Annotated in this window: 24 protein-coding genes; 10 read left to right on the top strand and 14 right to left on the bottom strand. The window is 68.8% G+C overall.

The genetic code is table 11. The features are described from left to right. The first annotated feature begins 99 nt into the window (after positions 1-99). On the top strand, positions 100-732 hold the full coding sequence (locus ACWDTP_RS15880) for a maleylpyruvate isomerase family mycothiol-dependent enzyme (RefSeq protein ID WP_450021306.1): 633 nt from the start codon (positions 100-102) through the stop codon (positions 730-732). 8 nt (positions 733-740) lie between these two features. On the opposite strand, the gene ACWDTP_RS15875 is transcribed toward ACWDTP_RS15880, so the two are convergent. Continuing rightward, a complete protein-coding gene (locus tag ACWDTP_RS15875; protein WP_450021304.1) occupies positions 741-1,841 on the bottom strand; it encodes a tartrate dehydrogenase in 1,101 nt (366 codons plus the stop codon). A gap of 144 nt (positions 1,842-1,985) precedes the next feature. Then, a complete protein-coding gene (locus tag ACWDTP_RS15870; RefSeq protein ID WP_450021302.1) occupies positions 1,986-2,858 on the bottom strand; it encodes a LysR family transcriptional regulator in 873 nt (290 codons plus the stop codon). Positions 2,859-3,002: 144 nt separating this feature from the next. On the opposite strand from ACWDTP_RS15870, the gene ACWDTP_RS15865 reads away from it, so the two are divergent. Next, complete coding sequence (locus ACWDTP_RS15865; RefSeq protein ID WP_450021300.1) at positions 3,003-4,439, top strand: GntP family permease; 1,437 nt, start codon at positions 3,003-3,005, stop codon at positions 4,437-4,439. Between the two features lie 84 nt (positions 4,440-4,523). On the opposite strand, the gene pheT is transcribed toward ACWDTP_RS15865, so the two are convergent. Genes pheT through ACWDTP_RS15840 form a run of 5 tightly spaced genes read right to left on the bottom strand, consistent with a single transcriptional unit; the run spans position 4,524 to position 9,750 of the window. Then, entirely contained in the window at positions 4,524-7,013 is a 2,490-nt protein-coding gene (gene pheT, locus ACWDTP_RS15860; protein ID WP_450021298.1) for a phenylalanine--tRNA ligase subunit beta, read from the bottom strand. After that, entirely contained in the window at positions 7,013-8,098 is a 1,086-nt protein-coding gene (gene pheS, locus ACWDTP_RS15855) for a phenylalanine--tRNA ligase subunit alpha (RefSeq protein WP_450021296.1), read from the bottom strand. Before pheS ends, pheT begins: the two co-directional genes overlap by 1 nt. 7 nt (positions 8,099-8,105) lie before the next feature. Further along, positions 8,106-8,753 (bottom strand): rhomboid-like protein, encoded by a 648-nt coding sequence (locus ACWDTP_RS15850; protein WP_450021294.1) that lies wholly within the window; start codon positions 8,751-8,753, stop codon positions 8,106-8,108. Then, a complete protein-coding gene (locus ACWDTP_RS15845; protein ID WP_450021292.1) occupies positions 8,750-8,884 on the bottom strand; it encodes a hypothetical protein in 135 nt (44 codons plus the stop codon). Before ACWDTP_RS15845 ends, ACWDTP_RS15850 begins: the two co-directional genes overlap by 4 nt. An 8-nt stretch (positions 8,885-8,892) precedes the next feature. Beyond that, positions 8,893-9,750 carry an adenylate/guanylate cyclase domain-containing protein gene (locus ACWDTP_RS15840; RefSeq protein ID WP_450021290.1) on the bottom strand — a complete coding sequence of 286 codons (858 nt, stop codon included), beginning with the start codon at positions 9,748-9,750 and terminating at the stop codon, positions 8,893-8,895. Between the two features lie 229 nt (positions 9,751-9,979). Here ACWDTP_RS15840 and ACWDTP_RS15835 point away from each other — a divergent pair, with 229 nt between their 5' ends. Together ACWDTP_RS15835 and ACWDTP_RS15830 are read left to right on the top strand one after the other, a co-directional pair. Continuing rightward, positions 9,980-11,020 (top strand): oxygenase MpaB family protein, encoded by a 1,041-nt coding sequence (locus tag ACWDTP_RS15835; protein ID WP_450021288.1) that lies wholly within the window; start codon positions 9,980-9,982, stop codon positions 11,018-11,020. A 9-nt stretch (positions 11,021-11,029) separates the two neighbouring features. Next, positions 11,030-12,271: an acyl-CoA dehydrogenase family protein gene (locus ACWDTP_RS15830; RefSeq protein ID WP_450021286.1), complete on the top strand. Its 1,242-nt coding sequence runs from the start codon at positions 11,030-11,032 to the stop codon at positions 12,269-12,271. An 8-nt stretch (positions 12,272-12,279) separates the two neighbouring features. Here ACWDTP_RS15830 and ACWDTP_RS15825 read toward each other — a convergent pair whose 3' ends face one another. Genes ACWDTP_RS15825 through ACWDTP_RS15815 form a run of 3 tightly spaced genes read right to left on the bottom strand, consistent with a single transcriptional unit; the run spans position 12,280 to position 14,500 of the window. After that, the gene (locus ACWDTP_RS15825; RefSeq protein ID WP_450021284.1) at positions 12,280-12,681 is read right to left on the bottom strand and encodes a RidA family protein; all 402 of its coding nucleotides are present in this window, start codon (positions 12,679-12,681) and stop codon (positions 12,280-12,282) included. Positions 12,682-12,720: 39 nt separating this feature from the next. Beyond that, positions 12,721-13,470 carry an IclR family transcriptional regulator gene (locus ACWDTP_RS15820; RefSeq protein WP_450021282.1) on the bottom strand — a complete coding sequence of 250 codons (750 nt, stop codon included), beginning with the start codon at positions 13,468-13,470 and terminating at the stop codon, positions 12,721-12,723. A 4-nt stretch (positions 13,471-13,474) separates the two neighbouring features. Continuing rightward, a complete protein-coding gene (locus tag ACWDTP_RS15815) occupies positions 13,475-14,500 on the bottom strand; it encodes a sugar kinase (protein ID WP_450021280.1) in 1,026 nt (341 codons plus the stop codon). Between the two features lie 125 nt (positions 14,501-14,625). On the opposite strand from ACWDTP_RS15815, the gene ACWDTP_RS15810 reads away from it, so the two are divergent. The 4 genes from ACWDTP_RS15810 to ACWDTP_RS15795 are packed head-to-tail and all read left to right on the top strand — an operon-like array spanning position 14,626 to position 19,555. Further along, the gene (locus tag ACWDTP_RS15810) at positions 14,626-15,900 is read left to right on the top strand and encodes an amino acid deaminase (RefSeq protein WP_450021278.1); all 1,275 of its coding nucleotides are present in this window, start codon (positions 14,626-14,628) and stop codon (positions 15,898-15,900) included. 11 nt (positions 15,901-15,911) lie between these two features. Continuing rightward, the gene (locus tag ACWDTP_RS15805; RefSeq protein ID WP_450021276.1) at positions 15,912-17,519 is read left to right on the top strand and encodes an N-acyl-D-amino-acid deacylase family protein; all 1,608 of its coding nucleotides are present in this window, start codon (positions 15,912-15,914) and stop codon (positions 17,517-17,519) included. Then, a complete protein-coding gene (locus tag ACWDTP_RS15800) occupies positions 17,516-18,163 on the top strand; it encodes a bifunctional 4-hydroxy-2-oxoglutarate aldolase/2-dehydro-3-deoxy-phosphogluconate aldolase (protein ID WP_450021274.1) in 648 nt (215 codons plus the stop codon). The genes ACWDTP_RS15805 and ACWDTP_RS15800 overlap by 4 nt, the downstream gene beginning before the upstream one ends. Next, positions 18,164-19,555, top strand: coding sequence for a GntP family permease (locus ACWDTP_RS15795; RefSeq protein WP_450021272.1), 1,392 nt, complete (start codon positions 18,164-18,166; stop codon positions 19,553-19,555). It abuts the gene before it with no gap. A gap of 69 nt (positions 19,556-19,624) precedes the next feature. On the opposite strand, the gene ACWDTP_RS15790 is transcribed toward ACWDTP_RS15795, so the two are convergent. Genes ACWDTP_RS15790 through infC form a run of 4 tightly spaced genes read right to left on the bottom strand, consistent with a single transcriptional unit; the run spans position 19,625 to position 21,643 of the window. Continuing rightward, positions 19,625-20,368, bottom strand: a complete 744-nt coding sequence (locus ACWDTP_RS15790; protein WP_450021270.1) for a TrmH family RNA methyltransferase — start codon at positions 20,366-20,368, stop codon at positions 19,625-19,627. 23 nt (positions 20,369-20,391) lie between these two features. Further along, a complete protein-coding gene (gene rplT, locus ACWDTP_RS15785; RefSeq protein ID WP_450021268.1) occupies positions 20,392-20,790 on the bottom strand; it encodes a 50S ribosomal protein L20 in 399 nt (132 codons plus the stop codon). A 37-nt stretch (positions 20,791-20,827) separates the two neighbouring features. After that, positions 20,828-21,022, bottom strand: coding sequence for a 50S ribosomal protein L35 (gene rpmI / locus ACWDTP_RS15780; protein ID WP_450021266.1), 195 nt, complete (start codon positions 21,020-21,022; stop codon positions 20,828-20,830). Between the two features lie 21 nt (positions 21,023-21,043). Continuing rightward, a complete protein-coding gene (gene infC / locus ACWDTP_RS15775; RefSeq protein ID WP_450021309.1) occupies positions 21,044-21,643 on the bottom strand; it encodes a translation initiation factor IF-3 in 600 nt (199 codons plus the stop codon). A 262-nt stretch (positions 21,644-21,905) separates the two neighbouring features. On the opposite strand from infC, the gene ACWDTP_RS15770 reads away from it, so the two are divergent. Further along, the gene (locus ACWDTP_RS15770; protein ID WP_450021264.1) at positions 21,906-22,265 is read left to right on the top strand and encodes a DUF1844 domain-containing protein; all 360 of its coding nucleotides are present in this window, start codon (positions 21,906-21,908) and stop codon (positions 22,263-22,265) included. 64 nt (positions 22,266-22,329) lie between these two features. Next, positions 22,330-25,653: a bifunctional lysylphosphatidylglycerol synthetase/lysine--tRNA ligase LysX gene (gene lysX, locus ACWDTP_RS15765; protein ID WP_450021262.1), complete on the top strand. Its 3,324-nt coding sequence runs from the start codon at positions 22,330-22,332 to the stop codon at positions 25,651-25,653. The last annotated feature ends 27 nt before the right edge of the window (positions 25,654-25,680 follow it).

Below are 25,680 nucleotides of genomic sequence, written 5' to 3'. Positions count from 1 at the left end.
CCCCATCAGTCACATAAGCAACATGCCTGGCAAATCCCAGTGTCACACAACGACACGCCGATCACCCAGGAAATAAGTGCGGCTGTAGTACTAGGCCGGGTGAACATCGAGGACATCTGGCGGGCCGTCGACGATGAGCGCCGTCGCCTGCATGGACTGCTGACCGAACTCACCACTTCGCAATGGCGCCACGCCAGCCTCTGTGACCGCTGGCAGGTCCGGGATGTCGTCGCGCATGTGAATCTCTCGGCCGAGGCCACCGTCGGGCGGGTCCTGGTCGGTCTGCTGCGCGCCCGCGGCAGCATCGACCGGATGGTGTGCGACACCGCGCTGCGCTACGCCGCGACCCGCGATGACCACCAGCTGCTGGCCGGGTTGCGCGCGACGATCGGGTCGCGGGTCACCGCGCCGGGCACCACGCCGACGGACCGTCTGATGGATCTGCTGGTGCACGGTCAGGACATCGCGGTTCCGCTCGGCCTGAGCCACCACATGCCCACCGGGCCGTCCCGGCTGGCGATCGAACGGATCTGGCACCCGCGCTTCCCGTTCCACGCGGCAAAGCGGTTGGCCCCCTATCGGTTACGCGCCGTCGACACCGAGTGGGGCGCGGGCGACGGGCCGATCGTCGAGGGACCGGTGTCGGCGCTGCTGCTGCTCGCGACCGGTCGCACCGGCGCCGCACTCCCCCACCTCACCGGCGACGGGGTGGCCCTGCTGGCGCGCGGCTGAGTGCGGCGTCAGTGCACAAGTTGCGATGAGGTGTTGACCCGCAGCCGGTCCCGAACCGCCGAGCCAAGGCTGCTGGTGCTCGCCGTGCCGCCCATGTCCGGTGTCAACGCCGCACCGCCGTCGGCCAGGACGTCCTCGACGGCGGCCAGGATCGCCGCCGCGGCCTGCGGTTCGCCGAGATGATCGAGCATCATTGACGCGCACCAGATCTGGCCGACCGGATTGGCGATACCGCGGCCCGCGATATCGGGCGCCGAGCCGTGCACCGGTTCGAACAGGCTGGGAAAACGCCTCTCGGGGTTGATGTTTCCACTCGGCGCGATGCCGATGGTTCCGGTGCAGGCCGGCCCGAGGTCGGACAGGATGTCACCGAACAGATTGCTGGCCACCACGACGTCGAACCAGTCGGGATGCAGCACGAAATTCGCGGTCAGAATGTCGATGTGGTACTTGTCCACCTCGACATCGGGGAACCGCGCGCTCATCTCCTGCACCCGTTCGTCCCAGTACGGCATGGTGATCGAGATCCCGTTGCTCTTGGTCGCCGAGGTCAGGTGCTTCTTGGGCCTGCGTGAGGCAATTTCGAACGCGTACTTCAGGATCCGGTCCACCCCGACCCGCGTCATCACCGTCTCCTGCACGACCACTTCACGCTCGGTGCCCTCGAAGATCTTGCCGCCGATGCTGGAGTACTCGCCTTCGGTGTTCTCCCGCACGACGACGAAGTCGACGTCCCCGGGCTTGCGGCCGGCCAGCGGGCCGGCCACCCCCGGCATCAGTTTCACCGGACGCAGGTTGACGTACTGGTCGAAGTGGCGGCGGAACTGCAGCAGACTCCCCCACAGCGACACGTGGTCGGGCACCACCTCGGGCCAGCCCACCGCCCCGAAGAAGATCGAATCGAACCCGCTCAGCTCGTCGAACCAGGTCTCCGGCAGCATGGCACCGGTCCTGGTGTAGTAGTCGGCGCTGGCGTAGTCGAAGTGTTCGAAGTCGAGGGTGAAATCGAACGCCGCCGCGGCCGCCTCCAACACCTTGACTCCCTCCGGGACCACTTCCTGCCCGATACCGTCGCCGGCGATCACGGCAATCCGGTGCGCTTCAGTCATCGCGGTATGTCCTTTCGAAGAATCTCGGCAGGCGGTTCCCGGGGACCGGTGGCGCCACCGAACACTGGCCGTCCCCACGATTGAACGGTCACTACGGCTCGACGTCCAAGACGTCTATCGGACCCCACCGATAGGTGATGGCTATCAATTACCGTCGACCGCGGCGATGAAGGCCTCTGCGGCCGGGCTCAGCCGACGCGGTTGCCACACCAGGGCCACCTCAAGAACCTCGGTGTCCGCCAGTGCGCGGACCGCCAATCCGACCGCCTCGGCGAGCTGTCGCCACGACTCGGCCACCACGGCCGCCCCCACGCCGTCGAGGACGAGCGGCAGCAGGGCCTCGCGATGTTCGATCTCGACGGCCAGGTGGCAGTCGGTGGCCGCCAGGATCGCATCCGCGACCCGGCGCATCCCGGTGCCCGGCTGCCCCACGATGAGCGGAAGGCCGGCGAGGGCGCGCGGGTCGACCGGCTCGGGCGGCAGATCCACCTCGGCCCTGGTGACGACGACGAAGTTCTGGGTCTCCAGCGGCAGCGATCGCAGATCGTCGAACGCGGGAACCCCGCGCGGTGTCGCCAGCACACCGAGTTCGGCGGCTCCCGTTCGCAGCGCCTCGTGTACGTCCTCGGGCCGGTCGGTGGCCACGACGGCGACCTCGACACCCGGATGACGCGCCCGGAAAGCGGCGATGAGCCCGGTCAGCGGGCTGACGGCCTGCGAGGGCATCGCCGCCACCGTGAGCCGGCCGCCGCGAAGCCCGTCGACCGATTCGACCGTCGCGCGCGCCACCTCCAGCAACCGCACGAGTTCCCGGGCCGGATCCACCAGGGCGCGCCCGGCCGAGTTGAGCACCAGCCCGCGGCCTCGCCGCATGAACAGTTCGGTGCCGAGTTCGCCCTCGAGGCGGCGCAGCGATTGCGATATGGAGGGTTGGGCCACGTACAGGTGTTCGGCCGCCCGGTGGACGGTCCCGTGGTCGACGACGGCGAGGAAGAAGCGAAGCTGCCGGATGTCCAACAAAACCGTCCCGATTGCGTGCGATCAATAGGTACAAGCTATCGGAATCACTGGGAACAGGTCTTGGACACGTGCCCGGTGAGTGCGGTCACCTGTGATGGGTCCTCGGGTCCGGATCACTCACGTTGCGGTAGGGAGAAACCTATGTCGGACCAAATGTTGTTGTTCGTCAACGCGGGCGTGGCCATCATCGGCATCGTCACCAGCATCACCTGGCTGAAGTTTCCGCCGGTATTCGCGCTTCTGCTCGGCACCCTCTACCTCGGCGTCACGACCATCGGGTTCAAGGACACGCCAGGCGCGATCTCCGACGGCTTCGCCGACGTCATGGGTGACATCGGCATCCTGGTCACCTTCGGCGTGATCCTGGGTGCGTTGCTGACGGTCACCAACACGATGGAGAGACTCGTCGAGGCGATGCTGCGGTGGTTCGGTGAGCGCAGCGTGCCCTATATCTTCGCCGCCGCCCTGAGTTCGCTGTTCTCCTCGATCTATTCCGATGTCCTGCTGGTACTTTCGGCTCCCCTGGCCCGCCGGCTCGGGCCCCGCCTGGGAGCGCGCGGACTGGCACTGATGGGCGGGGCACTCACCGCCGGAATCGAAGTCGGGCTGGTCTTCGTCGCCCCCGGCGTGGCCGCGATCGCGATCGCCGGCATCCTCGACGTCCCGCTCGGGCAGATGTTCCTGCTCGGGCTGGCGGTCGGGTTGCCCACCGCCCTGCTCACGACGCTCGCGTTTCAACTGCTCCTGCCCGTCATGGGCTGGAACAAGGAACTCGACGAGATCGACGTCGCCACGGCCTCCGAGGACCCGGCCGACCCAACCGACCCGGCCGGCCCGGCCGGCAGGCCCGAGGACGCAGACGGTGGCGCCGCCCCGGAACGGGGTGAGACCGCCCATACGATGACGGTCGCACCCCCCGAGACCGCGGCCCGCGAACTCAACCTTTTCGTCGCGATCACGCCGGTCCTGCTCACCCTGGTGCTGATCGCGGGCGGCGCGCTGGCCGGGATCGCCGGCTGGGACGCCGATGTCATCGGCTTCCTGACCGACCCGGTGGTCGCGATCTTCGCCGGCGCGGGTTGGGCGTTCGTGCTGGCCAGCCGGGTACGGCCCCGCGAGCAGATCTCGAAGGCCATCGGCTCTGCCCTGACGTCGTGCGGGCCGATCCTCGTGCTCAGCGGCATCAGCGGATCCCTCGGCTTCGTCATCGAGGGCTCCGGCATGGGCGACATCCTCGGTAGCGCCTTCCGCTCCGATTTTCTGCCGCCACTGCTGCTGGTGTGGCTGGTGGCCGCGTTGCTCCACATCGCGTTGGGCTCGATCTCGGTCGCAGGTATCACCGCGGCGGGCATCCTTGCGCCCATCGCGGGCAGCCTGGGGGTTCCGGTGGTGCTCGTCGCACTCGCGGCCGGCTCGGGGGCCCTGTTCCTGCCCCACGTCAGCAGCAACTTCTTCTGGATGTTCCAGTCGCTGATCGGCTACTCGACTCGCGGCACGTTCAAGACCCACACCGTGGCGATGACGCTGGCCTCGGTGATCTCGCTGCCGATCGTGTTGTGCCTCGGCGCCGTCATGTGAGCGCCGGACAACCCCGCGAGCAGACGCAGCGGTACCCCGGAATGCGCTTTCCGGGGTACCGCTGCGTCTGCTCGGCAGGGGAAATCAGGCGCGCTGGACCGCACCGACGCGCTCACCGGCGGCCGCCACGGCGGCGTCGCGGGCCGCACTGGCCTCGGCCTCGGTGAGGGTGCGGTCGGCGGCCCGGAACCGAAGCGCCAGGGCCAGCGACTTGCGTCCCTCCCCGATCTGCGGGCCGGTGTAGACGTCGAACAGCCGGACGTCCTCGAGCAGTTCGCCCGCACCGGCGCGGACCGCGTCGACCACGGCGGCCGCCGATACCTCGGCACCCACGACCACACTGATGTCCTGGAACACCGCGGGGAACGGGGAAACCGACGGGGCGGGAAGGGTTTCGACGATCGGGACGTCGTCGAGGCTCAACTCGACCGCACAGGTGCCCTTCGGCAATCCGGCCCGTTCGACGACCGCGGGGTGCAGCTGGCCGGCGTAGCCAACGGTGGTATCGCCGACCAGCACCTCGGCGCACCGGCCCGGATGCCACGGCAGCTCCTGCGCGGCGCGCAAGGTGAACTCGACACCGGCCGCCCGGCCGATCACCCGCACCGCCTCGAAGGCGTCGGCGGCCTCCACCGGCCGCCCCGGCCCCCACGGTCCCGCCGGCTCACGCAGACCGGTCAGCACCACGCCGACATGCTGGGGTTGGTGCGGCAGCGAGGCGTCCAGCGCGGCGATCTCGGCGTCGGTGGGCCTGCGGTCGGTGGGAACACGCTCGACCGCCCTGGTCTGTTCCGTCGGCTCCACCACCTGCGCGATGGCGAACAGCGCGACATCGGGAGCACCACGGGACACGTTGCGCCCCAACGCTTCCAACAGGCCGGGTAACAGCGTGCTGGCCAGTTGCGGCCGGTCGGCCTCCAGCGGGTTGAGCACGCTGGTGGTGGCGCGCCGCGGATCGTCGGCGGCGAGGCCCCAGGTGTCGAACACGCCGGCCGGCAGGAACGGGGTGGGCAGGATCTCGACGAAACCGGCCAGCGCCAGCGACTTGCCGACGGCGCGGCGACGCTTCTGCACCGCGCTGAGCCCACGTCCGGCCGGTGCGGTCGGCAGCACCGAGGGAATCTGCTCCAGCCCTTCCAGCCGCAGCACCTCCTCGACCAGGTCGGCCCGCTGGCGCAGATCGGGTCGCCAGCTCGGCGGGGTGACGGTCAGCGCCTGCGACCCGGTCGGCTGGGCGACCCCGGCGCCGATCTGGGTCAGCCTGCGGGCCGTGGTGCCCGCGGGGTACTCGACGCCCGCGGTGTGATCGGGCAGGTCGGCCGCGATCGCGATGGCCGGCCCCGACCAGTCCTCGCGGCCATCGGCACGCCAGTCGGTCAGGGTGGGCGCCACCGTGCCGCCGGCGATCTCGGCCAGCAGCGTCGCGCAATGGTCCAGTGCCGCAACCGAAATCGCCGGATCGACGGACCGCTCGTAACGCCTGCCTGCCTCGCTGGCCAGGTGCAGGCGCCGCTGGGTGCGCGACACCGCGGCCGGATCCCACACCGCGGCCTCCAGCAGCACATCGGTGGTGCTGTCGCGCACCTCGGTGGTCCCGGCTCCCATGACGCCACCGATCGCGGCGGTCGCGACGTCGTCGACGATCAGCACATCGCCCGAATTGAGGGTGCGCTCGACATCGTCGAGCGTGGTCACCTTCTCGCCGTCGCCGGCGAACCGCACCTGAAAGCCTCCGGTGATCAGGCCGCGGTCGTGGGCGTGCATGGGATGCCCGAGTTCGAGCATCACGTAGTTGGTGACGTCGACGGCCGGTGAGATGGCCCGGATTCCGCTCAGCAGCAGCCGGCGCTGCAGCCACCACGGCGACACCGCGGCCGGGTCGATCCCGGTGACCGGGCGCAGGCCGAAGCGCTGAACTCCGGTGCCGGGCTGCACGGTCAGCGGCCAGGCCTCGTCCCTGGCCGGCAACGACGGCACGTCGGCCGGGTCGACGTAATCCAGGTCGTAGGCGCAGGCGATCTCGCGGGCCAGCCCGCGCACCGACAGGCAGTAGCCGCGGTCCGGGGTGATCGCCAGGTGGAACACCACATCGTCCAGGCCCAGTACGCCGGCGGCGGGGGTCCCCGGCTCGGCGGTGCCCGCGGGCAGCACCAGGATCCCGGAATGGTCGACGCCCAGGTTCAGCTCGGCGGCCGAGCAGATCATGCCGTCGGACGTGCGGCCGTAGGTCTTGCGGGTGGCGATGGTGAAGTCACCGGGCAGCACGGTGCCGGGCAGCGCGACCACCACCAGATCGCCCACCGCGAAATTGCGGGCGCCGCACACGATATCGCGGGGCTCCGGCTCACCGACGTCGACCTTGCAGGCCCTGATCGGCTTCTTGAACTCGGTGAGCTCTTCGATCTCGGCGACCCGGCCGACGGTCAGCGGTCCGGTGACCGGGCCGATCGGGATGATCTCCTCGACCTCGTGACCGATCCGGATGAAGGTTTGTTCGAGCTCTTCGGAGGACACATCCCATCCGGGGGCGCCGGCCTGGACGGTGTCGCGCAGCCAGCTGTACGGGATCCGCATCAGACGCCGGCTCCGAACGGCAGCGAGAAGCGCACGTCGCCCTCGACCATGTCGCGCATATCGGGAATTCCGTTGCGGAACTGCAGGGTTCGCTCCAATCCCATTCCGAAGGCAAAGCCCGAGTAGAGGTCGGGATCGATGCCGCAGGCGCGCAGCACGTTCGGGTTGACCATCCCGCAACCGCCCCATTCGACCCAGCCCGGCCCACCCTTTTTGTTGGGGAACCAGATGTCCACCTCGGCCGAGGGCTCGGTGAACGGGAAGAAGTGCGGGCGGAACCGGGTGCGGCCCTGCGGGCCGAACTGGGCCCGCGCGAACGCATCCAGGGTGCCGCGCAGATGCGCCATGGTCAGGCCCTTGTCCACCGCGAGACCCTCCACCTGATGGAACACCGGGGTGTGGGTCGAGTCGAGTTCGTCGGTGCGGAAGGTCCGGCCGATCGAGACGACGTAGACGGGCAGGTCGCGTTCCAGCAGGGCGCGGATCTGCACCGGTGAGGTGTGGGTGCGCAGCACCTGACGCGAACCCTCGTCGGTGGCCGAAGCCGGCGCGATCTGGAACGTGTCCTGCTCGCTGCGGGCCGGATGGTCGGGGGGGAAGTTCAGCGCGTCGAAGTTGAACTGCTCGGTTTCGACCTCGGGGCCCTCGGCGAGTTCCCAGCCCATCGCCACGAAGGTGTCGGCGACGTTCTCGGCCAGGATCGTGATCGGGTGGCGGGCGCCGAGCGGCTGACGCGTCGACGGCAAGGTGACGTCGATGCGCTCGGCGACCAGGACCGCGGCGTCGCGTTCGGCGCGCAGCACCGCCAGCCGCTCGTCGTAGGCACCCTGGGCCTCGGCGCGGGCGATGTTCACCCGTTTGCCGGCATCGGCACGGTCGGACTTGGCCAGCGAAGCAAGGGCCTGGCGCGCCAGCGCGATCGGGGCGCGGTCGCCGAGGTGCTCGGTCTTGGCGCGGGCCAGCGCGTCGAGGTCACCGGCGAGCCCGAAGGCGTGCCGGGCCGCGTCGACGGCTTTGGTCAGGGCTTCTTCGGAGAGGTCACTGGGCTGTTCAGCTCCGGTTTCCCCTCCTTGCGTGCGGACCACCCGGCGATCATAGGCGATGCGCCGAGCGTGCTCCGAATGCGTTTCCCAGGGCATACCCGGCCGCCGCACCGATCAGCCCGGCGCCGCCGGTGACCGCGACCAGTTCACCGCCGCCGGCCAGCAGCGCAAACCCGAAAGCGGCGGCGACCGACAACAGCAGATAACGGCACAGGGTCCAGCCCTCGGGCGGGCCCAGCCGGCCCGACAGCACCATGCCCAGCAGCAGCGCCACCGCGTGACCGATATCGGTGAAGTCCCGGCTGATCGTCACCACCCCGAGCACGACGCCCAGCCACCAGCCGATCCAGGCCGGCCGCCAGCGCGACGGGATCGCGGCGGTGAGCGCACCCAGCACGGCGGCCGCGCCGTAGCTCATCCCGACGTCGACATCGCGCCCGACCGACACCGGCGTCCAGCCCGCTTTCACCGTGACCGTGAGGCCGACCGCCACCAGCAGCGTCGCCCCCACATGGCCGAGGGTGAAGGTGAGCAGGAGCCGCCCGCTGCGCCACAGCAACTCGCCGAGCGCCAGCAGGCACATCAGACCCGGCAGCCAGGTGTAAACCGGACCCGAGTCGGTGACGAACGCGCTGCCCAGCAGGGTGCCGAGGTGCCCGTGACGCAGATTGTGCAGATTCGTGCTGGCCCCGCTCACCACCCCCGGGCCTGGACGTCGGGATCCTGCGCCAGCAACGCCGACGTCACCACGGTCAGGGTCGCGGCATAGATCAGCGTGACCGGAATCCGGGTCAGCTGGGTCAGGATCGGTGACACCCGAGGGAGCACCGGATCAACTATCCGCCCGGTTCGTCGTGATCCTCGGATTCGCCGGCTGGCAACTGCCTGGGAATTTTCACCCGGTACATCACCAGATCCTCGGGAACACCGTCCGGTCTGGCCGAGAACATCTGCCGCCGTTGCCGTTTGACGGTGACCCCGAGCGCCGACAGGTCATCCTCGGAGATACCGGACAACGTGGTGTGCGACATGACCAGACCGCCCTTGGCGGCGCGGTCCATGACCCTGGCCGCGATGTTGACGTCCACCCCGAGCCAATCCGACCCGATGCGCTGCGGGCGCCCGGTGTGCATCCCGACCCGCATCCGCGGCGTGTAGCCGTCCACGTCGACACCCTCACACGCAGTCAGCCCGGCCAGCACCGCGTGCACGGCGGTCACCGGGTCGGAGAACACCGCCATCATCCCGTCGCCCATGCGTTTGACGATGTGGCCACCGGCCTCGAGCACGGGCGGTTCGATGACCTGGGCGACGCGGCGCAGCAGCCGCAGGGTGGCGTCGTCGCCGGCGCGCAGCGACCACGCCGAAAACCCGACCAGATCGGTGAACACCAGCGTCACCTCGGGGTTCGCCGGTGTCCCCGACACCCGTTCGGTCAGCGCCTGCCAGATCTGCAGCGCACCCAGGCTCACCTCCCGGGAGGCGGCATCCCGGTCCAGCAGCCGGTCGGCGACGCGGGCGGCGGCGCGGGGCCCGCCCTCACCGGCCGCCGACAGCGGATCACCGAATTCCGGATCGCCGGGCAGCGCCCGGCGGACGCGCTTGACCAGCGAGATCAGGGCGGGACTGTGGTTGGTGCGCTGTAGCCAGGCCAACGGCCCCGGCAATCGTTCGTCGAACGATTCGCCATCCACAGCGCAAGCGTAAGCGGGGGTCCGCGGCCGGGCAATCAGGCCCGGTGCAGGTTTGCTCACACCGGTCGGGGCAATCCGGTCACGTGACCGCTGCGGCGCGATGTCCGCGGCGTAACAGTGCGACGCGACGCGCCCAGAGCTCGTCGACAACACGCGTTGTCACTACTATCGTGGATGTCACACCGCGAGGTTCGAGCATTTCGAGTCATTCAGAGTCAACGGAGACACGATGGCCGCGACGTCAACGACCCACAGGGCGCCCGACACCCAGCACGATCCGCTGGGCCCGGATTCGCTGACCTGGAAATACTTCGGCGATCTGCGCACCGGAATCCTCGGGGTGTGGATCGGCGCCATCCAGAACATGTACCCGGAGCTTGGCGCCGGCGTCGAGGAGCATTCGATCCTGCTGCGCGAACCGCTGCAGCGGGTCGCACGATCGGTGTACCCGATCATGGGCGTCGTCTACGACGGCGAGCGGGCCACCGAAACCGGGGCCCAGATCAGGGGATTCCACACCACCATCAAGGGTGTCGACGCCAAGGGCAGGCGCTACCACGCGCTCAACCCGGATACGTTCTACTGGGCGCACGCCACCTTCTTCATGCTCATCATCAAGACCGCCGAATATTTCTGCGGCGGGCTGACCGACGCCGAGAAACGCCAGCTGTTCGACGAGCATGTGCAGTGGTACCGGATGTACGGGATGAGCATGCGGCCGGTGCCCGCGACCTGGGAGGACTTCCAGGAGTACTGGGACGCCAAATGCCGCGACGAACTCGAGATCAACCGCGCCACCCTGGACATCTTCACCATCCGGATCCCCAAACCGTGGTTCGTGCTGATGCCGACCCCGATCTGGGATCAACTGTTCCGGCCGCTGGTCGGGGCGCAACGCTGGATCGCGGCCGGGGTGTTCGACCCGGCGGTTCGCGAGAAGGCCGGGATGCGCTGGACGCCCGGCGACGAGGTGCTGCTGCGCATCTTCGGCAAGATGGTCGAGTTGGCGTTCGTCGCTGTCCCCGACGAGATCCGGCTGCATCCGCGCGCGTTGTCCGCCTACCGCCGCGCCGCGGGCCGACTGCCCGCCGATGCGCCGCTGATCGAGGCTCCCGGGTTCACGGCGCCCCCACGCGACCGCCGGGGCCTGCCGATGCACTATCTGCCCCGGCGCAAATCCCTGCTGGACCGGGCCGGGTCGCTGGTGCACACCACGTTTTCGTTGCCCGCGCTGCGACGGCCCGCCCAACGCAACGCACCCGCCGCCTAAGCTGTCCGAATGCTGGAATGGTCTGACGTTGACATCGCCGTGCGTGACGCGGTTCGGGAGTTCGTGGACAAGGAGATCCGGCCGCATCTCGACGAGCTGGAGAGCGGCGAGCTGGAGCCCTATCCGATCATCCGGAAGCTGTTCGCGGCGTTCGGGATCGACACCATGGCGCGCGAGGGGCTCGATAAGCGCCTGACCCGACTGCGGTCCGGCGAGACGCCGTCGGGCTCGGGCGGCGGGATGTTCGGCGGCGGTTCCGGCGGCTCGGCAGGCATGGGCTTCGTGGTGATCAGCGAGCTGTGCCGGGTGTCGATGGGTTTGGTGACGGGCATGGGGGTCAGCCTCGGGCTGACCGTCCCCACCATTCAGAGCCGCGGCACCCTCGCCCAGCAGGAACGCTGGCTGCCCGGGCTGGTCACCTACGAGAAGATCGGCGCATGGGCCATCACCGAACCCGATTCCGGTTCGGATGCGTTCGGCGGCATGAAGTCCTATGTGACCCGCGACGGCGAGGACTACATCCTCAACGGGCAGAAGACGTTCATCACCAACGGGCCCGACGCCGATGTCGTGGTGGTCTACGCCAAGCTCGACGAACCGGGCGTCGAGAAGCGGGATCGCAAGGTGCTCACCTTCGTGCTGGACCGTGGCATGGACGGGTTCGTGCAGTCGAAACCGTTCCGCAAGATGGGCATTCATTCGTCGCGCACCGGCGAGCTGTTCTTCAACAATGTGCGGCTCGGCCGCGACCGGCTACTCGGCGAGACCGGTGAAAACGGGGCCAACGAGGCGTCTGACGCCAGGGACAGCGCCAGGTCGAGCTTCTCCACCGAACGGATCGGGGTCGCGGCCATGGCGCTCGGGGTGATCGAGGAGTGTCTGCGGCTGAGCGTGGATTACGCCAAGAGCCGCACGCTGTGGGGCCAGGAGATCGGCCAGTTCCAGCTGATCCAGCTCAAGCTGGCCAATATGGAAGTGGCCCGGATGAACGTGCGCAACATGCTGTTCCGGGTCATCGAGTCGGCCCAGGACGGCAAGGCGATTCCGCTGCCGGAGGCGTCGGCCATCAAGTGGTACTGCTCGCAGGCCGCCACCGACGTCGCGATGGACGCGGTCCAGCTGTTCGGCGGCAACGGCTACATGACCGAGTACCGGGTGGAGCAGCTGGCCCGCGACGCCAAGTCGCTGATGATCTACGCCGGCAGCAACGAGGTGCAGATCACCCACGTCGCGCGGGGCCTGCTCAGCTAGCCGGGCGTCTAGGTGACCGCGAGCGCGTCGATCTCGACCAGCATCACCTCGTGCGGCAGTTCGACGAACACCGTGGTGCGGCAAGGCAGTTGATCGGATGTCACGTTCTCGGCGATGAATTCGCCGTACACCTCGTTCATCGCCGCGAAATCGGAACGCTTGGTGAGGTAGACCCGGAACATCAACACATCCTCCACACCGGCTCCACCGGCGGCGAGGATGGCTTTCACGTTCTCCAGGGTCCGCCGGGTCTGGGCGCGCACATCACCCTCGCCGATGTAGGTGTTCGTCGCCGGATCCACCGGGCCCTGTCCGGACACCTGCAGGAAGCCGCCCTTCTTGATGCCCTGGCTGAAGACGTGGGCGGGGGCGGGTGCGTTGTCGGTGCGGATCACCTGCGAATCGGACACTGTCGGAACTCCTTCGTTTGTCGGGGTTTTCTTCGTGGGTCAAGGCTGCGGCCGGTAGCCACAGTCGCGGGAGATGTCGTCGCCGACGGCCCGCAGTGGTGCGAGTAGGTCGAGAATCCGGTCGAACGGCAGCACCACATCGGGCACCGAGACCGACACCGCGGCGACCACCCGGCCCGACGCACCGCGCACCGGCACGCCGAGGCAGTTGATCGACGGCTCGTTCTCCTCACGGTCCTGGGCCCACCCCTGGGCACGCACGGTGTCGATCTCGCGGAGATAGCCCTCGGGGGTGGTGATGGTGTTTGCGGTGCGCCTGGTGAAGTCCATGGCCGAAACAATTTGGTGCAGTTCGTAATCCGGCAGGTCGGCCAGGATCACCTTGGCCACGGCGGTCGAGTTCAGGTTCGCGCTCAGGCCGATGCGGGAGAACATCCGGATCTGGTCGTGCGATTCCAGCTTGTCGATGTAGACGACCTCGCCGCCCTCCATCGCGGCCAGGTGGGTGGTGCGGCCGTGGGTCCGGTTGAACGCCACAAGATGCGGTGAGGCGATCCGCCGGATCTCCCGCTGATCGGTGCCCTGTGCCGCCAGTTCGAATATCCTGGAACCCAGGTGATAGCGATTGCTGTGGTCGCGAAAGGTGAACCGTTCGTCGGACAACGTGCGCAGCAGTCGCAATACCGTCGTCTTGTGCACCCCGGTCGACTCGGCGAGTTCGTCCAGGCCGGCCGGGCCGTCGCCGAGCTGAATCAGCAGATGCAGTGCCCGCGCGACACTCTGGCTCATCGGCTCAATTCCCTTCCGGCCGCACGAATCCCGCCGCGCTCACGGTGGTCGCCGACCAGGACTGCGCCGAACAGCCGAGCAGATCGTTCAGCACGGCCGCCGACGGTGGCGGTGCCGAATCGGATGCGACGGTGAGGGTGGTCGCGGCGCCGATGTGACCCCGACGCAGGCACGTCGCGACATCGTCGCCGCGCACCAGGCCGTTGAGGTAGCCTGCGGCGAACGCATCACCGGCGCCGACCGGTTCGACGACCTCGACCCGTAGGGCGGGCACGACGGTTGTCGCCCCGCGGCGGTCCACGGCCACGGCGCGCCGGGCGCCGTCCTTGACGACGATGACCTCAGGAAGCGGCAGAATGCGGCGCAGTTCGCCCGGATCGTCGGTGCCCATCACCCGGATCGCCTCGTCGGCGCCGACGAGAACCAGGTCGGCCCGGTTCGCCAGGTCGACCACCACACCCGGATCGCCGTCCGGCCACAGCTGCTCGCGCCAGTTCACGTCGAAGCTGAGCACCCCGCCGACACCGGGCCGCTCGGTCAGCAGCCTGCGCATCAGCCCACGGCAGGAATCCGACAGGGCCGCAGTGATTCCGCTGCAGTGCACCACCGCGGCCCGGCCGAGCACGGCCGACACCGCGGGGGCATCGAGGAATTCCGGACCCATCGCCGAGGCCGCCGACCCCGAACGCCGGTAGTGGCTCGTTGTCGTAGGCTCGCCGGCCTCGTCGGTCTCGGTGCGCTTGGAGTAGTGCCCGGTGGGCCGCGCCGGGTCGATGTCGACGGCGGAGACGTCGACACCCCGCACCCGCAATTCGGAGCACACCATGGCGCCGTATTCGTCGTCGCCGAGCCGGCCGACCCACGCTGCGGGTACACCGAGGGCCGAGAGCCCGGCGGCCACGTTGGCTTCCGCGCCGGCCAGGTGCAATTGGGCTTGAGCACCGGCCAGGTGCGACTCGGCTCCCGAGACCAGAACCAACGCCTCGCCGAGGCACGCCACGGAGCTGCCGCCGTTGGGTGTCGTCCGCACTGCCCTCCTTCGGGTCGGCTCTATTGACGCGGTGCCGGTGTCATGTTAAACAGATCACGAGCATTTTTGCAACACTGATTGCAGTACATGCAACATAGCAGGTGAACCGAGGGATGAGAGCACCCATGACGACCAGCAGCCTCCACACGGAGCGTCTCTCGGACTTGGACAAGGCGCTGCCGGCCGCGGCCGACGGGCTGACGCCTGCGGATTTCCTCGCCACCGGGCCCCGGCTGTCGTCGTTCAGCACACCCGTGATGACGCTGGACGACTCGGCCATCGACCAGAACCTGGCGGCGATGGCAGCGTGGTGCGCCGACCATCACGTCGAACTGGCCCCGCACGGCAAGACGACCATGTCGCCGACCCTGTGGGAACGTCAGTTGCGCAGCGGTGCAACGGCGATCACGCTCGCCACGTTCAGCCAGGTGCGCGTCGCGGTCCACTTCGGGGTGGACCGGATCCAGCTGGCGAACGCCCTGGTCGATCCGAACGCGCTGCGCTGGCTGGCCGGAGCCATGGCGGCCCGGCCCGATCTGGAGGTGCTCACCTGGGCCGACTCGACCGGCACGGTCGACGCGATGGCCGCCGCCCTTGCCGACACCCCTTTGGCCCGCCCGATCGCGGTGCTGGTCGAGCTCGGCGCGCCCGGCGGGCGAACCGGGGCCCGGTCGGTCTCCGACGCGGTGGCGGTGGCCGAACGAATCTCCGCGAGCGACTCGCTACGACTGGCGGGTGTCTCCGGCTATGAGGGCGCGTTGGCACACGACGCATCGGAACCCTCGCTATCGCGGGTCCGGGACTATCTGCGAGAGATGGCTCGGCTGCACCGCCTCCTGGAGGCGGACCGGTTGTACCCGGACGACGCCGAAGTGGTCGTAACCGCCGGCGGGAGTGCGTATTTCGATATCGTCGCCGAGGTGCTGGCACCGCTGGCCGGCGAACGTGTCCGCGTCGTGGTGCGCGCGGGCGCCTACATCATTCACGACGACGGCTTCTACACCGGCATCACGCCGTTCGGCCGCGACGGGTCCGGGTACCGGCTGCGCTCGGCCATGCACACCTGGGCCCGGGTGGTGTCGCGTCCCGAACCGGGTCTCGCGCTGCTGGATGCCGGCAAACGTGACGTGCCGTTCGACGAGGGGCTGCCGGCACCGCAACTGGTGGCCGATGACCTCGGAGCACCGACGCGGCCGCTGGCCGGCGCCCGGATCACCGCGGTCAACGACCAGCACGCGTTCCTGTCGATCCCGCCGGACACCGACCTGCGGGTGGGACAGGTTGTGCGGCTTGGCCTCTCGCACCCGTGTACGGCATTCGACAAGTGGCGGTGGATTCCGTTGCTCGACGACACCGGTGACGATCCCCGCGTCATCGACCTGATCCGCACCTACTTCTGAGCCGGACCGATATGCGCACCCTGATCCGTTCGGCCACCGTCGTCGACGGTACCGAGACCCCCCGGTACCGCGCCGACATCCTCATCGACGGTGACCGCATCGCCGAAATCCGCACCGAGAAAGCCGATCCGCCATCGGCGGACCGGACGATCGACGCCGGCGGTCTGGTCCTCGCACCAGGGTTCATCGATATGCACGCGCATTCGGACCTGCAGATCCTGCTCGACCCGACCCATCCGTCCCGGATCACCCAGGGTGTCACCACCGAGGTGCTCGGACAGGACGGCCTGTCCTACGCGCCGGTCACCGACGATGTGCTGGCCGGTGTGCGCCGCAAGATCGCCGGATGGAACTCCGACCCGCGGGACTTCGACTTCGACTGGCGTTCGGTCGGTGAGTACCTTGACCGGCTCGACCACGGGATAGCCACCAACGCCGCGTATCTGGTGCCACACGGGGTGGTCCGAGCGCTGGTGGTCGGCTGGGGTGAGGGGCCCGCGACGCCGGCGCAGATCGTCGCGATGCAGCGGATCGTGGAACAGGCGATGTCCGAGGGTGCGGTCGGACTCTCGGCCGGGCTGACCTACACGCCCGGCATGTACGCCGACAACGAGGAGCTGCTGGGGCTCTGCCGGACGGTCGCCGAATACGGCGGCTACTTCTCGCCGCACCACCGGTCCTACGGCGCGGGCGCGCTGGAGGCGTACCGCGAGATGGTGGACCTCGCCACCCGCTCGGGCTGCCGGCTGCACCTCGCCCATGCGACACTCAACTTCGGCCCCAACAAAGGGCGCGCGCCAGAACTGTTGGCGCTGCTGGACGATGCGACCCGGGCCGGCGCCGACATCAGCCTCGACACCTACCCGTACCTGCCGGGGGCCACCACACTTTCGGCGATCCTGCCCAGCTGGGCCTCGGCGGGCAGCGCCGAGGAGACGATGGCCCGGCTGGCCGACCCTGCCGCGCGGCAACGGATCCGCGAGCATCTGGAGGTCACCGGCTCCGACGGTTGCCACGGGGTGACGGCCGAATGGGACACCATCGAGATCAGCGGTGTGCAGAACCAGGAGTGCGACCGGTATGTGGGCCGCACCATCGCCGAGATCGCCGCCGTCGAGGACCGCGATCCGTTCGAGGTGTGCATCGACATTCTGCTTCGAGACCAACTCGGCAGCGGCATCCTCCAACACGTCGGCCACGAGGAGAACGTTCAGGCAATCATGCGACACCCCAGGCATACCGGCGGCAGCGACGGGCTGCTGGTCGGCGCGAAACCCCACCCCCGCGGCTGGGGTACGTTCGCCCGCTACCTCGGACACTATTGCCGCGATCTCGGCCTAATGTCGGTGGAGGAATGCGTCGGCCACCTCAGCGGCCGGGCGGCGGCCCGGCTCCGGCTGGCCGACCGCGGGTTCATCCGCCCCGGGTTCGCCGCCGACCTGGTGCTGTTCGACCCCGACACCGTCGCCGACACCGCCACCTACGAGCAGCCCCGGCAGCCGGCCACCGGGTTCAGCCACGTGTTCGTGCGCGGCGAATTGGCGCTCGACGACGGCGCACTCACCGGGGTGACCGCCGGGCGGTCGCTGCGCCGCGGAACCGACGGGGTGGTGCGATGAGTGATCTCGACGTGCTGCGGGCCGACCGCGTGCTCAGCGTCGTACGCGCCGACCGCATTCCGGACGCGGCCGATCTCTGTCACGCCCTGGCCGCCGGCGGAATCCGCACCGTGGAACTGACATTCACCACACCCGGTGTCCTCGACCATCTGCGATCCTGCTCCGACGCGGTTTCACGGTCGGGCATTGTGCTGGGCGTCGGCACGGTGCTGACCGCCGATCAGGCCGGCGCGGCGATCGAGGCCGGGGCACGGTTCCTGGTCACCCCGGGGCTGCGGCCCGAGGTCGCCGCGGTCGCGGTGGCCAATGGCGTGCCGGTTGTCCTCGGCGCACTCACCCCGACCGAGGTGGCCACCGCCGTCGACCTCGGCTCGGCGGCGGTGAAGATCTTCCCGGCCGGCAGCATGGGCCCGAAGTATCTCTCCGACCTGCACGGCCCTTATCCCGATGTGGAGCTCCTGCCGTCGGGCGGGATCACTTCCGGCAACGCCAGGGCCTATCTGGACGCCGGTGCGCTCGCGGTCTGCGCGGGCACCGGCGTGGTCCCACCCGCACAGGTAGCGGCAGGCGATTGGGACGCGATCACCGACCGGGCAACGGCATTCGTCGCCGAACTCAACCGCTTATCCGACTCCGGAGCCTAGATGACTACCTTTGTGGACTGGCTGCAGAACGACACGGCCGGGCTGCTGACCCTGGCCGCGGTATCGATCGCGATCCTGCTGTTGCTGATCATCAGGCTCAAGGTCGAGCCGTTCATCGCGCTGATCGTGGTGAGCGTGGCCGTCGCGCTGATCGCGGGGATCCCGGTCAGCGAGTTGGTCGGCACCCCGGCGAAGGCGTCGGAGTCCCTGCTGGAGACGGGTTTCGGCGGAATCCTCGGTCACATCACCGTGATCATCGGCCTCGGCACCGTGCTCGGCGCGATGCTGGAGCGTTCCGGTGGGGCCGATGTGCTCACCACGCGACTGCTGACCCTGTTCGGCCCGAGGGGCGCGCCGCTGGCCATGGGCGTGACCGGTCTGGTGCTCGGTATCCCGGTCTTCTTCGACATCGGCATCTTCATCCTGGCTCCGCTGGTCTACGTGGCCGCCAAGCGGGGCGGCAAATCCCTTGTGCTGTACGCGATGCCGATGATCGCCGGGTTGTCGATGACGCATGCGTTCCTGCCGCCGCACCCCGGCCCGGTGGCCGCTGCCGGCCTGTTCAACGTCAGCCTGGGCTGGATCATCATCATGGGGCTGGCCTGCGGGATCCCGGCCTGGTTCGTCAGCGGTGTGGCGTGGGGTTCGTGGATCGGCAAGCGCCTGCAGGTCGAGGTGCCCGAGGAGTTCGTGCCGGAAGAGGACGAAGCCGACACCGCAGATCCTCCGGCGCTGAGCCTGATCGCCTTCATCATCCTGGCGCCGATGCTGCTGATCCTGGCCGCCACCATGGCCGATGTGATGCTGGACGGCGGCACCCTGCTGGCCGTGCTGACCCTGATCGGCAATCCGGCGATCGCGCTGACCATCGCGGTCATGCTCGCCCTGTACCTGCTCGGCATCCGGCGCGGCATCTCCGGGGCCGAACTCGCCAAGATCTCCGGGGTGTCGCTGCGCCCGGTCGGGATGATCCTGCTGGTCGTGGGCGCGGGCGCGTTCTTCGGGGCGGTGTTGCGGGCCACCGGGATCGGGGACGCGCTGGCCGACTCGATGACCGCGATCGGCCTGCCGGTCATCGTCTCGGCGTATCTGATCAGCTGTGCGCTGCGGGTCGCCCAGGGTTCGGCGACGGTGGCCATCGTGACCACGGCCGGCATCATCGAGGCATCGGTCGCCCAGGCGGGCTACTCCCCCGCCCAGGTCGCGCTGATCGTGGTCGCCGTATCGGCCGGTTCGATCATCGCCAGCCATGTCAACGACGGCGGGTTCTGGATCGTGTCGCGCTATTTCAACATGTCGGTGAAGGACACTTTGAAGACCTGGACCGTGCTGGAGACCATCTTGTCCGTGGTCGGCTTCGCGATGGCCGGCCTGATCTGGCTGGTGGTCTAGTTCCTCCGGCGAGCAGACGCGAATGTACCCGAGAATGCGGGTTTTCGGGTACGCGCGCGTCTGCTCGCGCTAGGAACGGTGGGCTCGGGCGCTTTCGTACAGGCAGATCGCGGCGGCCGCAGCGACATTGAGGCTCTCCGCGCTGCCCGCCATCGGGATGGTTACCCGCACATCGGCGGCCGCCGCCACCTCCGACGCCAATCCGTGCGCCTCCGAACCGAACAGCCATGCCGAGGGCGTGGTGAGATCGGCGTCCGGAAGTGGTGTTTCACCGTCGAGCGTGGTGGCCAGCACCGAGAGCCCGGCCTCGCGCAGGGCCGAGATCACCGCGAACGTGTCGGGTTCCTGCAGGACCGGCAGCCCGAAGATGCTGCCCGCGGATGCCCGCAGACACTTTCCGTTGTAGGGATCCACGCTGTTACCGGTCAGAATCAGGGCGTCGGCGCCCATCGCGTCGGCCAGCCGGATCAGGGTGCCGGCGTTACCGGGTTCAGCGGTCTCGACCGCGATGGCGATCAGCCGCGGCGACCGCGCCAGCACGTCCTGGAGTGACACCTCCGGCAGCCGGCACACCGCGACCAGGCCTACCGGGGTGACGGTGTCCGACAAGGCCTTCGCCGCGCGTTCGGTGACCAGCTGCACGGGTGCGCCGTCGAGCAGCGCGGCGAACCGGTCGGCCGCCGGCTCGGTGGCGAACATCTCGGAAACGAGTCCGCGCCGCAACGCGGCCTCGACCAGGTTGGGTCCCTCGGCGAGGAAGCGTGCGGCGCGGCGGCGCCCGACGTGGCGCTGCAGTTTCACCGCAGCCACCACCCGGGCAGAACGCTCGGTGAGGGTCAGGCGGCCTCGCCAGAGGACGTTGACGGCGCGTTCACATCGCTGGGCAGGGCGGCCTTGGCCACCTCGACCAGCGCGGTGAACGCGGCCGCATCGCTCACGGCGATCTCGGCCAGGTTCTTGCGGTCCACCTCGACCCCGGCGGCCTTGAGGCCCTGGATCAGGCGGTTGTAGGTGATGTCGTTGGCGCGGGCCGCGGCGTTGATCCGGGAGATCCACAGCTTGCGGAACTCACCCTTGCGGGCCCGGCGGTCCCGGTAGGCGTAGGACAGCGAATGCAGTTGCTGCTCTTTGGCCTTCCGGTACAGGCGGGACCGCTGACCGCGGTAACCCTTGGAGGCCTTCAGTACGGTGCGCCGCTTCTTCTGGGCGTTGAGTGCGCGCTTCACGCGTGCCATGGGGTGTTCCTATCGTTCGGTGTCGGTAGCGGCGGTACTAGCCGTTGAGCAGCTTGTTGACGCGGGCGGTGTCATTGGCCGCCACCACGGTGCGGCCGTCCAGCCGGCGGGTGCGCTTGGTGGGCTTGTGTTCCATCAGGTGGCGACGGTTCGCCTTCTGCCGCACGATCTTTCCGGTCCCGGTGCGACGGAACCGCTTGGAAGCACCGCTGTGGGTCTTTGCCTTGGGCATGAATCCTCAGTTCTGTTGAATCTAGCTCTGCGTGACGTCTGGTTCTTGGTTTGCGGCCTGCTGCCCGCCGGGGCGCTCGGCCTGCTCCGCCGCCTTGGCGCGGGTCTTCGCGCCGCGGTGCGGGGCCAGCACCATCGTCATGTTGCGTCCGTCCTGCTTGGCCGACGTCTCGACGAAGCCGTAATCGGCGACGTCGGCGCCCAGCCGTTGCAGCAGCCGGTAACCCAGTTCGGGCCGCGACTGCTCACGTCCGCGGAACATGATCGTCACCTTGACCTTCGACCCGGCTTCGAGGAAGCGGACCACGTGGCCCTTCTTCGTCTCGTAGTCGTGATCGTCGATCTTGGGACGCAGCTTCTGTTCCTTGACGACGGTCTGCTGCTGGTTCTTGCGAGACTCGCGCGCCTTCTGCGCCGTCTCATACTTGAACTTGCCGTAGTCCATGATCTTGCAGACCGGTGGTCTGGCGTTCGGGGCTACTTCGACAAGGTCGAGATCGGCGTCCGCGGCGACGCGGAGGGCGTCTTCGATGCGCACAATGCCTACCTGCTCGCCACCTGGTCCGATCAGGCGGACTTCGGGTACGCGGATGCGCTCGTTGACGCGGGTCTCAGTGCTGATGGGGCCTCCTATGTTGGTCTGTCGAGGAGACCTACCCCATCCGCATCCTGTCCGGAGAACAGAAAAGCCCTGCTCACAGCAGGGCCCAATGCCGACCGATCACGGCTTGCGCCGCCTGCACGCCCAGTCCTGGACCGCAGAACCGGTGCTCTGGGGCACCGGCGACCGGACCGCTGTGCCGGTATGGTCAGCGGTGGGAGTGGGACTCCACTTGCTGTCCCTGGCGTAAGCCGGGACGGTCGCGCATGACACTCTACCAGGCATGACCGATCCGATAGAAATGCCCGATGCAGCCCAGCCGCAGGTACGGGAGCTGGCCGAGGTTCCTGCCGTCGAAGTGATCACCCGGGCGTCGGTCATGCTGATGAGCGCCGCGGCCGAGAAGATCGGATTGTCCGCCGAGGATCCCGACGACAGCCCTCACCGCGACCTGGACGAGGCGCGACGGTTGATCACCGCGCTGGCCGGGCTCGTGACGGCCTCGGTCGAGTATCTGGGGCCGCACGCCGGGCCGGTGCGCGACGGGCTCAAGAGCCTGCAGTTGGCCTTCCGCGAGGCGAGCGCCGCGCCCGAGGAGCCGGGCAAGGGGCCGGGCGAGAAGTACACCGGCCCGGTCTGGTAACCCCGCACGGCTTTGCGGTCGTGTTTCAACATATTCGCGGGTTGAGGGCTTATCCTCCCGGCGTATGACCGTTATCAGCCGCGCCGATCGGATCGGGGCACGGCCCTCGTCCCGATTCTCCTGGGTCCCCGCGGCGGCGGGCTGGACCGTCGGTGTGATCGCGACGCTGTCACTGATCGCCAGCGTCTCCCCGTTGGTGCGCTGGATCATCCGGGTGCCGCGCGAGTTCGTCAACGACTACATCTTCAACTTCCCCGACACCAGCTTCGCCTGGGCCTTCGTGCTGGCTCTGCTGGCGGCCGCGCTGGCCGCGCGCAAACGCATCGCGTGGTGGATCCTGGTGCTCTACCTGGTGGGTGCCGTCGGATGGAACATCGGCGACCTGGTCACCGGTGGCGACGCGGTGAGCGACGATATCGGCGAGTCGGTGGGTCTGGTGTTCCACGTCGCCGCGATCGTGGCGCTGGTGCTGGCCCGCAATCAGTTCTGGGCCAAGGTCCGCCGTGGCGCACTGGTCAAATCGGCCCTGGTGCTGGTGGCCGGTATGGCGCTCGGTATCGCCGCGGCCTGGCTGCTGCTGCAGGTGTTTCCCGGCACGCTGGCACCCGAGTGGCGGCTGCCCTACGCGGTCAACCGGGTCAGCGGTTTCGCGACGGTGCCCCCCGAGGTGTTCGAGGGCTATTCGCACACGTTCCTCAACGACCTGTTCGGTCTGTTCGGCGCGCTGGCCCTGATCGCCACCGCGATCGTGCTGTTCCAATCCCAACGGGCCTCCAACGCCCTGACCGGAGAGGACGAATCGGCGATCCGCGGTCTGTTGGAGCTCTACGGCAAGAACGATTCGCTGGGCTACTTCGCGACGCGGCGCGACAAGTCGGTGGTGTTCGCCCCCAACGGCAGGGCCGCGGTCACCTACCGCGTCGAGGTCGGGGTCTGCCTGGCCAGCGGAGATCCGGTGGGCGATCCGAAGTCGTGGCCCGCGGCGATCGACTCCTGGCTGCGGCTGTGCCAGAGCTACGGCTGGGCCCCCGGTGTGATGGGCGCGAGTTCGGTGGCGGCCGAAGCGTTCCGGGCCGCCGGATTGACTGCGCTGCAACTCGGCGACGAGGCGATCCTGCATCCGGACGGCTTCCGGTTGTCCGGTCCCGATATGCGTGCGGTGCGCCAGGCGGTGACCCGGGCGCGACGGGCCGGCACCTCGGTGCGGATCAGGCGGCACCGCGAGCTGTCGGCGCCCGAGATGGCCGAGATGATCAAGCGGGCCGACGCCTGGCGGGACACCGAGACCGAACGCGGTTTCTCGATGGCGCTGGGCCGGTTGGGCGATGCCGCCGACGGTGACTGCCTGTTGGTCGAGGCGGTGCAGACCGGCGGGGCCGGCGAGCAGGTGGTCGCGCTGCTCTCGCTGGTGCCGTGGGGCAGCAACGGCGCGTCGCTGGACGTGATGCGCCGCTCCCCCCAATCTCCCAACGGCACCATCGAATTGATGGTCAGCGAGCTCTGCGCGCAGGCCGAGGACCTCGGGGTCAGCCGGATCTCGCTCAACTTCGCGATGTTCCGGTCCGCGTTCGAGCAGGGCGCCCAGTTGGGCGCCGGGCCGGTGGCCCGGTTGTGGCGCGGGCTGCTGGTGTTCTTCTCGCGCTGGTGGCAGCTGGAGAGCCTGTACCGCTCCAACATGAAATACCAGCCCGAATGGGTGCCGCGCTACGCCTGCTACGAGGACGCCCGGTTGATCCCCAGGGTCGGGGTGGCCTCGGTGATCGCCGAAGGCTTTCTGGTGCTGCCGTTCTCGCGGCGCAACAAACAGCACACCGGCGAGCACATCGCCGCGCCGGCGAATCTGGTCGACAGCGGGCGGCTGCACCGCGACGGCAGCGCCCCCGATGTCAGTGGGCTGCGGACCGATCCGCCCGAGGCGGGCGATTCCCCCCGCCTCCCCGAACAGGTCCGGGTCCGGATGGCCAAGCTCAAGTCCTTGCAGGACAGCGGCGTCGACGCCTATCCGGTCGGCCGGGCGCCCAGCCACACGGTGGCCGCGGCCGTGGCGGCCGCCGACGCACAGCACGTCACGGTCGCGGGGCGGGTGCTGCGGGTCCGAGACTACGGCGGCGTCCTGTTCGCGCAGTTGCGCGACTGGTCCGGTGAGCTGCAGCTGCTGCTCGACAACACCGGCCTCGAGGTCGGTAGCACCGCCGATTTCACCGCCACCATCGATCTGGGTGATCTGGTGGAGGTGACCGGGTCGATGGGCTTCAGCCGCAAGGGAACCCGCTCACTGCTCGTCGGGAGCTGGCGACTGATCGGCAAATGCCTGCGCCCGCTGCCCGACAAGTGGAAGGGCCTCACCGACCAGGAGGCGCGGGTGCGGGCCCGCTATGTCGATCTCGCGGTCAACACCGAGGCCCGCGATCTGATCCGGGCCCGCAGCGGTGCCCTGCATGCCATCCGGGAAACCCTGTACGGCAAGGGTTTCCTCGAGGTCGAGACGCCGATCCTGCAACAGATCCACGGCGGGGCCAATGCCAGGCCCTTCCTCACCCACATCAATGCCTACGATCTGGACCTGTACCTGCGGATCGCACCCGAGCTCTATCTGAAGCGGCTCTGTGTGGGCGGGGTGGAACGGGTCTTCGAACTCGGCAGGGCCTTCCGCAACGAGGGTGTCGACTTCAGCCACAACCCGGAATTCACACTGCTGGAGGCCTATCAGGCGCATGCGGACTACCACGTGTGGATCGAAGGCTGCCGCGAGCTGATCCAGAACGCGGCGCAGGCCGCCAACGGTGCGCACGTGTTCCTGCGGCCCAGGGCCGACGGTGTGCTCGAACCGGTCGACATCTCCGGCGACTGGGCGGTCAAGACCGTGCACGACGCGGTGTCTGAGGCGCTCGGCGAGCACATCACCGCCGACACCGACCTGACCACACTGCGCCGGCTGTGCGATTCGGCGGCCATCGGCTACCTGACGCACTGGGACGCCGGAGCCGTGGTGCTCGAAATGTACGAACACCTCGTCGAGGACCGCACCACCGAACCCACGTTCTACAAGGACTTCCCGACGTCGGTGTCCCCGCTGACCCGGCCCCACCGCAGCATCCCCGGCGTCGCCGAACGGTGGGATCTGGTGGCCTGGGGCGTCGAACTCGGCACCGCCTACAGCGAGCTGACCGATCCGGTCGAACAGCGCCGCCGGCTGCAGGAGCAGTCGCTGCTGGCCGCGGGCGGCGATCCGGAGGCGATGGAGCTCGATGAGGACTTCTTGCAGGCCATGGAGTACGCGATGCCGCCGACCGGTGGCCTCGGGATGGGTGTGGACCGGGTGGTCATGCTGATCACCGGCCGCAGCATCCGCGAGACGCTGCCGTTCCCGCTGGCCAAACCCCGCTGACCGGGGGCATCCGGCGACCGGCCGGGT

The sequence above is a fragment of the Mycobacterium sp. NPDC003449 genome (assembly GCF_053588415.1).
Note: the sequence above shows the minus strand (reverse complement) of the source record. Positions and strands in the feature narration are given on the sequence as shown.

Bases quoted from the DNA above. Each gene is read 5' to 3' on its own strand.
- ACWDTP_RS15830 (WP_450021286.1), top strand. From the start codon at position 11,030: ATGCTGGAATGGTCTGACGTTGACATCGCCGTGCGTGACGCGGTTCGG.
- ACWDTP_RS15770 (WP_450021264.1), top strand. From the start codon at position 21,906: ATGACCGATCCGATAGAAATGCCCGATGCAGCCCAGCCGCAGGTACGG.
- lysX (WP_450021262.1), top strand. From the start codon at position 22,330: ATGACCGTTATCAGCCGCGCCGATCGGATCGGGGCACGGCCCTCGTCC.
- ACWDTP_RS15800 (WP_450021274.1), top strand. From the start codon at position 17,516: ATGAGTGATCTCGACGTGCTGCGGGCCGACCGCGTGCTCAGCGTCGTA.
- ACWDTP_RS15795 (WP_450021272.1), top strand. From the start codon at position 18,164: ATGACTACCTTTGTGGACTGGCTGCAGAACGACACGGCCGGGCTGCTG.
- ACWDTP_RS15835 (WP_450021288.1), top strand. From the start codon at position 9,980: ATGGCCGCGACGTCAACGACCCACAGGGCGCCCGACACCCAGCACGAT.
- ACWDTP_RS15805 (WP_450021276.1), top strand. From the start codon at position 15,912: ATGCGCACCCTGATCCGTTCGGCCACCGTCGTCGACGGTACCGAGACC.
- rpmI (WP_450021266.1), bottom strand. From the start codon at position 21,022: ATGCCCAAGGCAAAGACCCACAGCGGTGCTTCCAAGCGGTTCCGTCGC.
- pheT (WP_450021298.1), bottom strand. From the start codon at position 7,013: ATGCGGATCCCGTACAGCTGGCTGCGCGACACCGTCCAGGCCGGCGCC.
- ACWDTP_RS15820 (WP_450021282.1), bottom strand. From the start codon at position 13,470: ATGAGCCAGAGTGTCGCGCGGGCACTGCATCTGCTGATTCAGCTCGGC.
- rplT (WP_450021268.1), bottom strand. From the start codon at position 20,790: ATGGCACGCGTGAAGCGCGCACTCAACGCCCAGAAGAAGCGGCGCACC.
- ACWDTP_RS15875 (WP_450021304.1), bottom strand. From the start codon at position 1,841: ATGACTGAAGCGCACCGGATTGCCGTGATCGCCGGCGACGGTATCGGG.
- ACWDTP_RS15810 (WP_450021278.1), top strand. From the start codon at position 14,626: ATGACGACCAGCAGCCTCCACACGGAGCGTCTCTCGGACTTGGACAAG.
- ACWDTP_RS15865 (WP_450021300.1), top strand. From the start codon at position 3,003: ATGTCGGACCAAATGTTGTTGTTCGTCAACGCGGGCGTGGCCATCATC.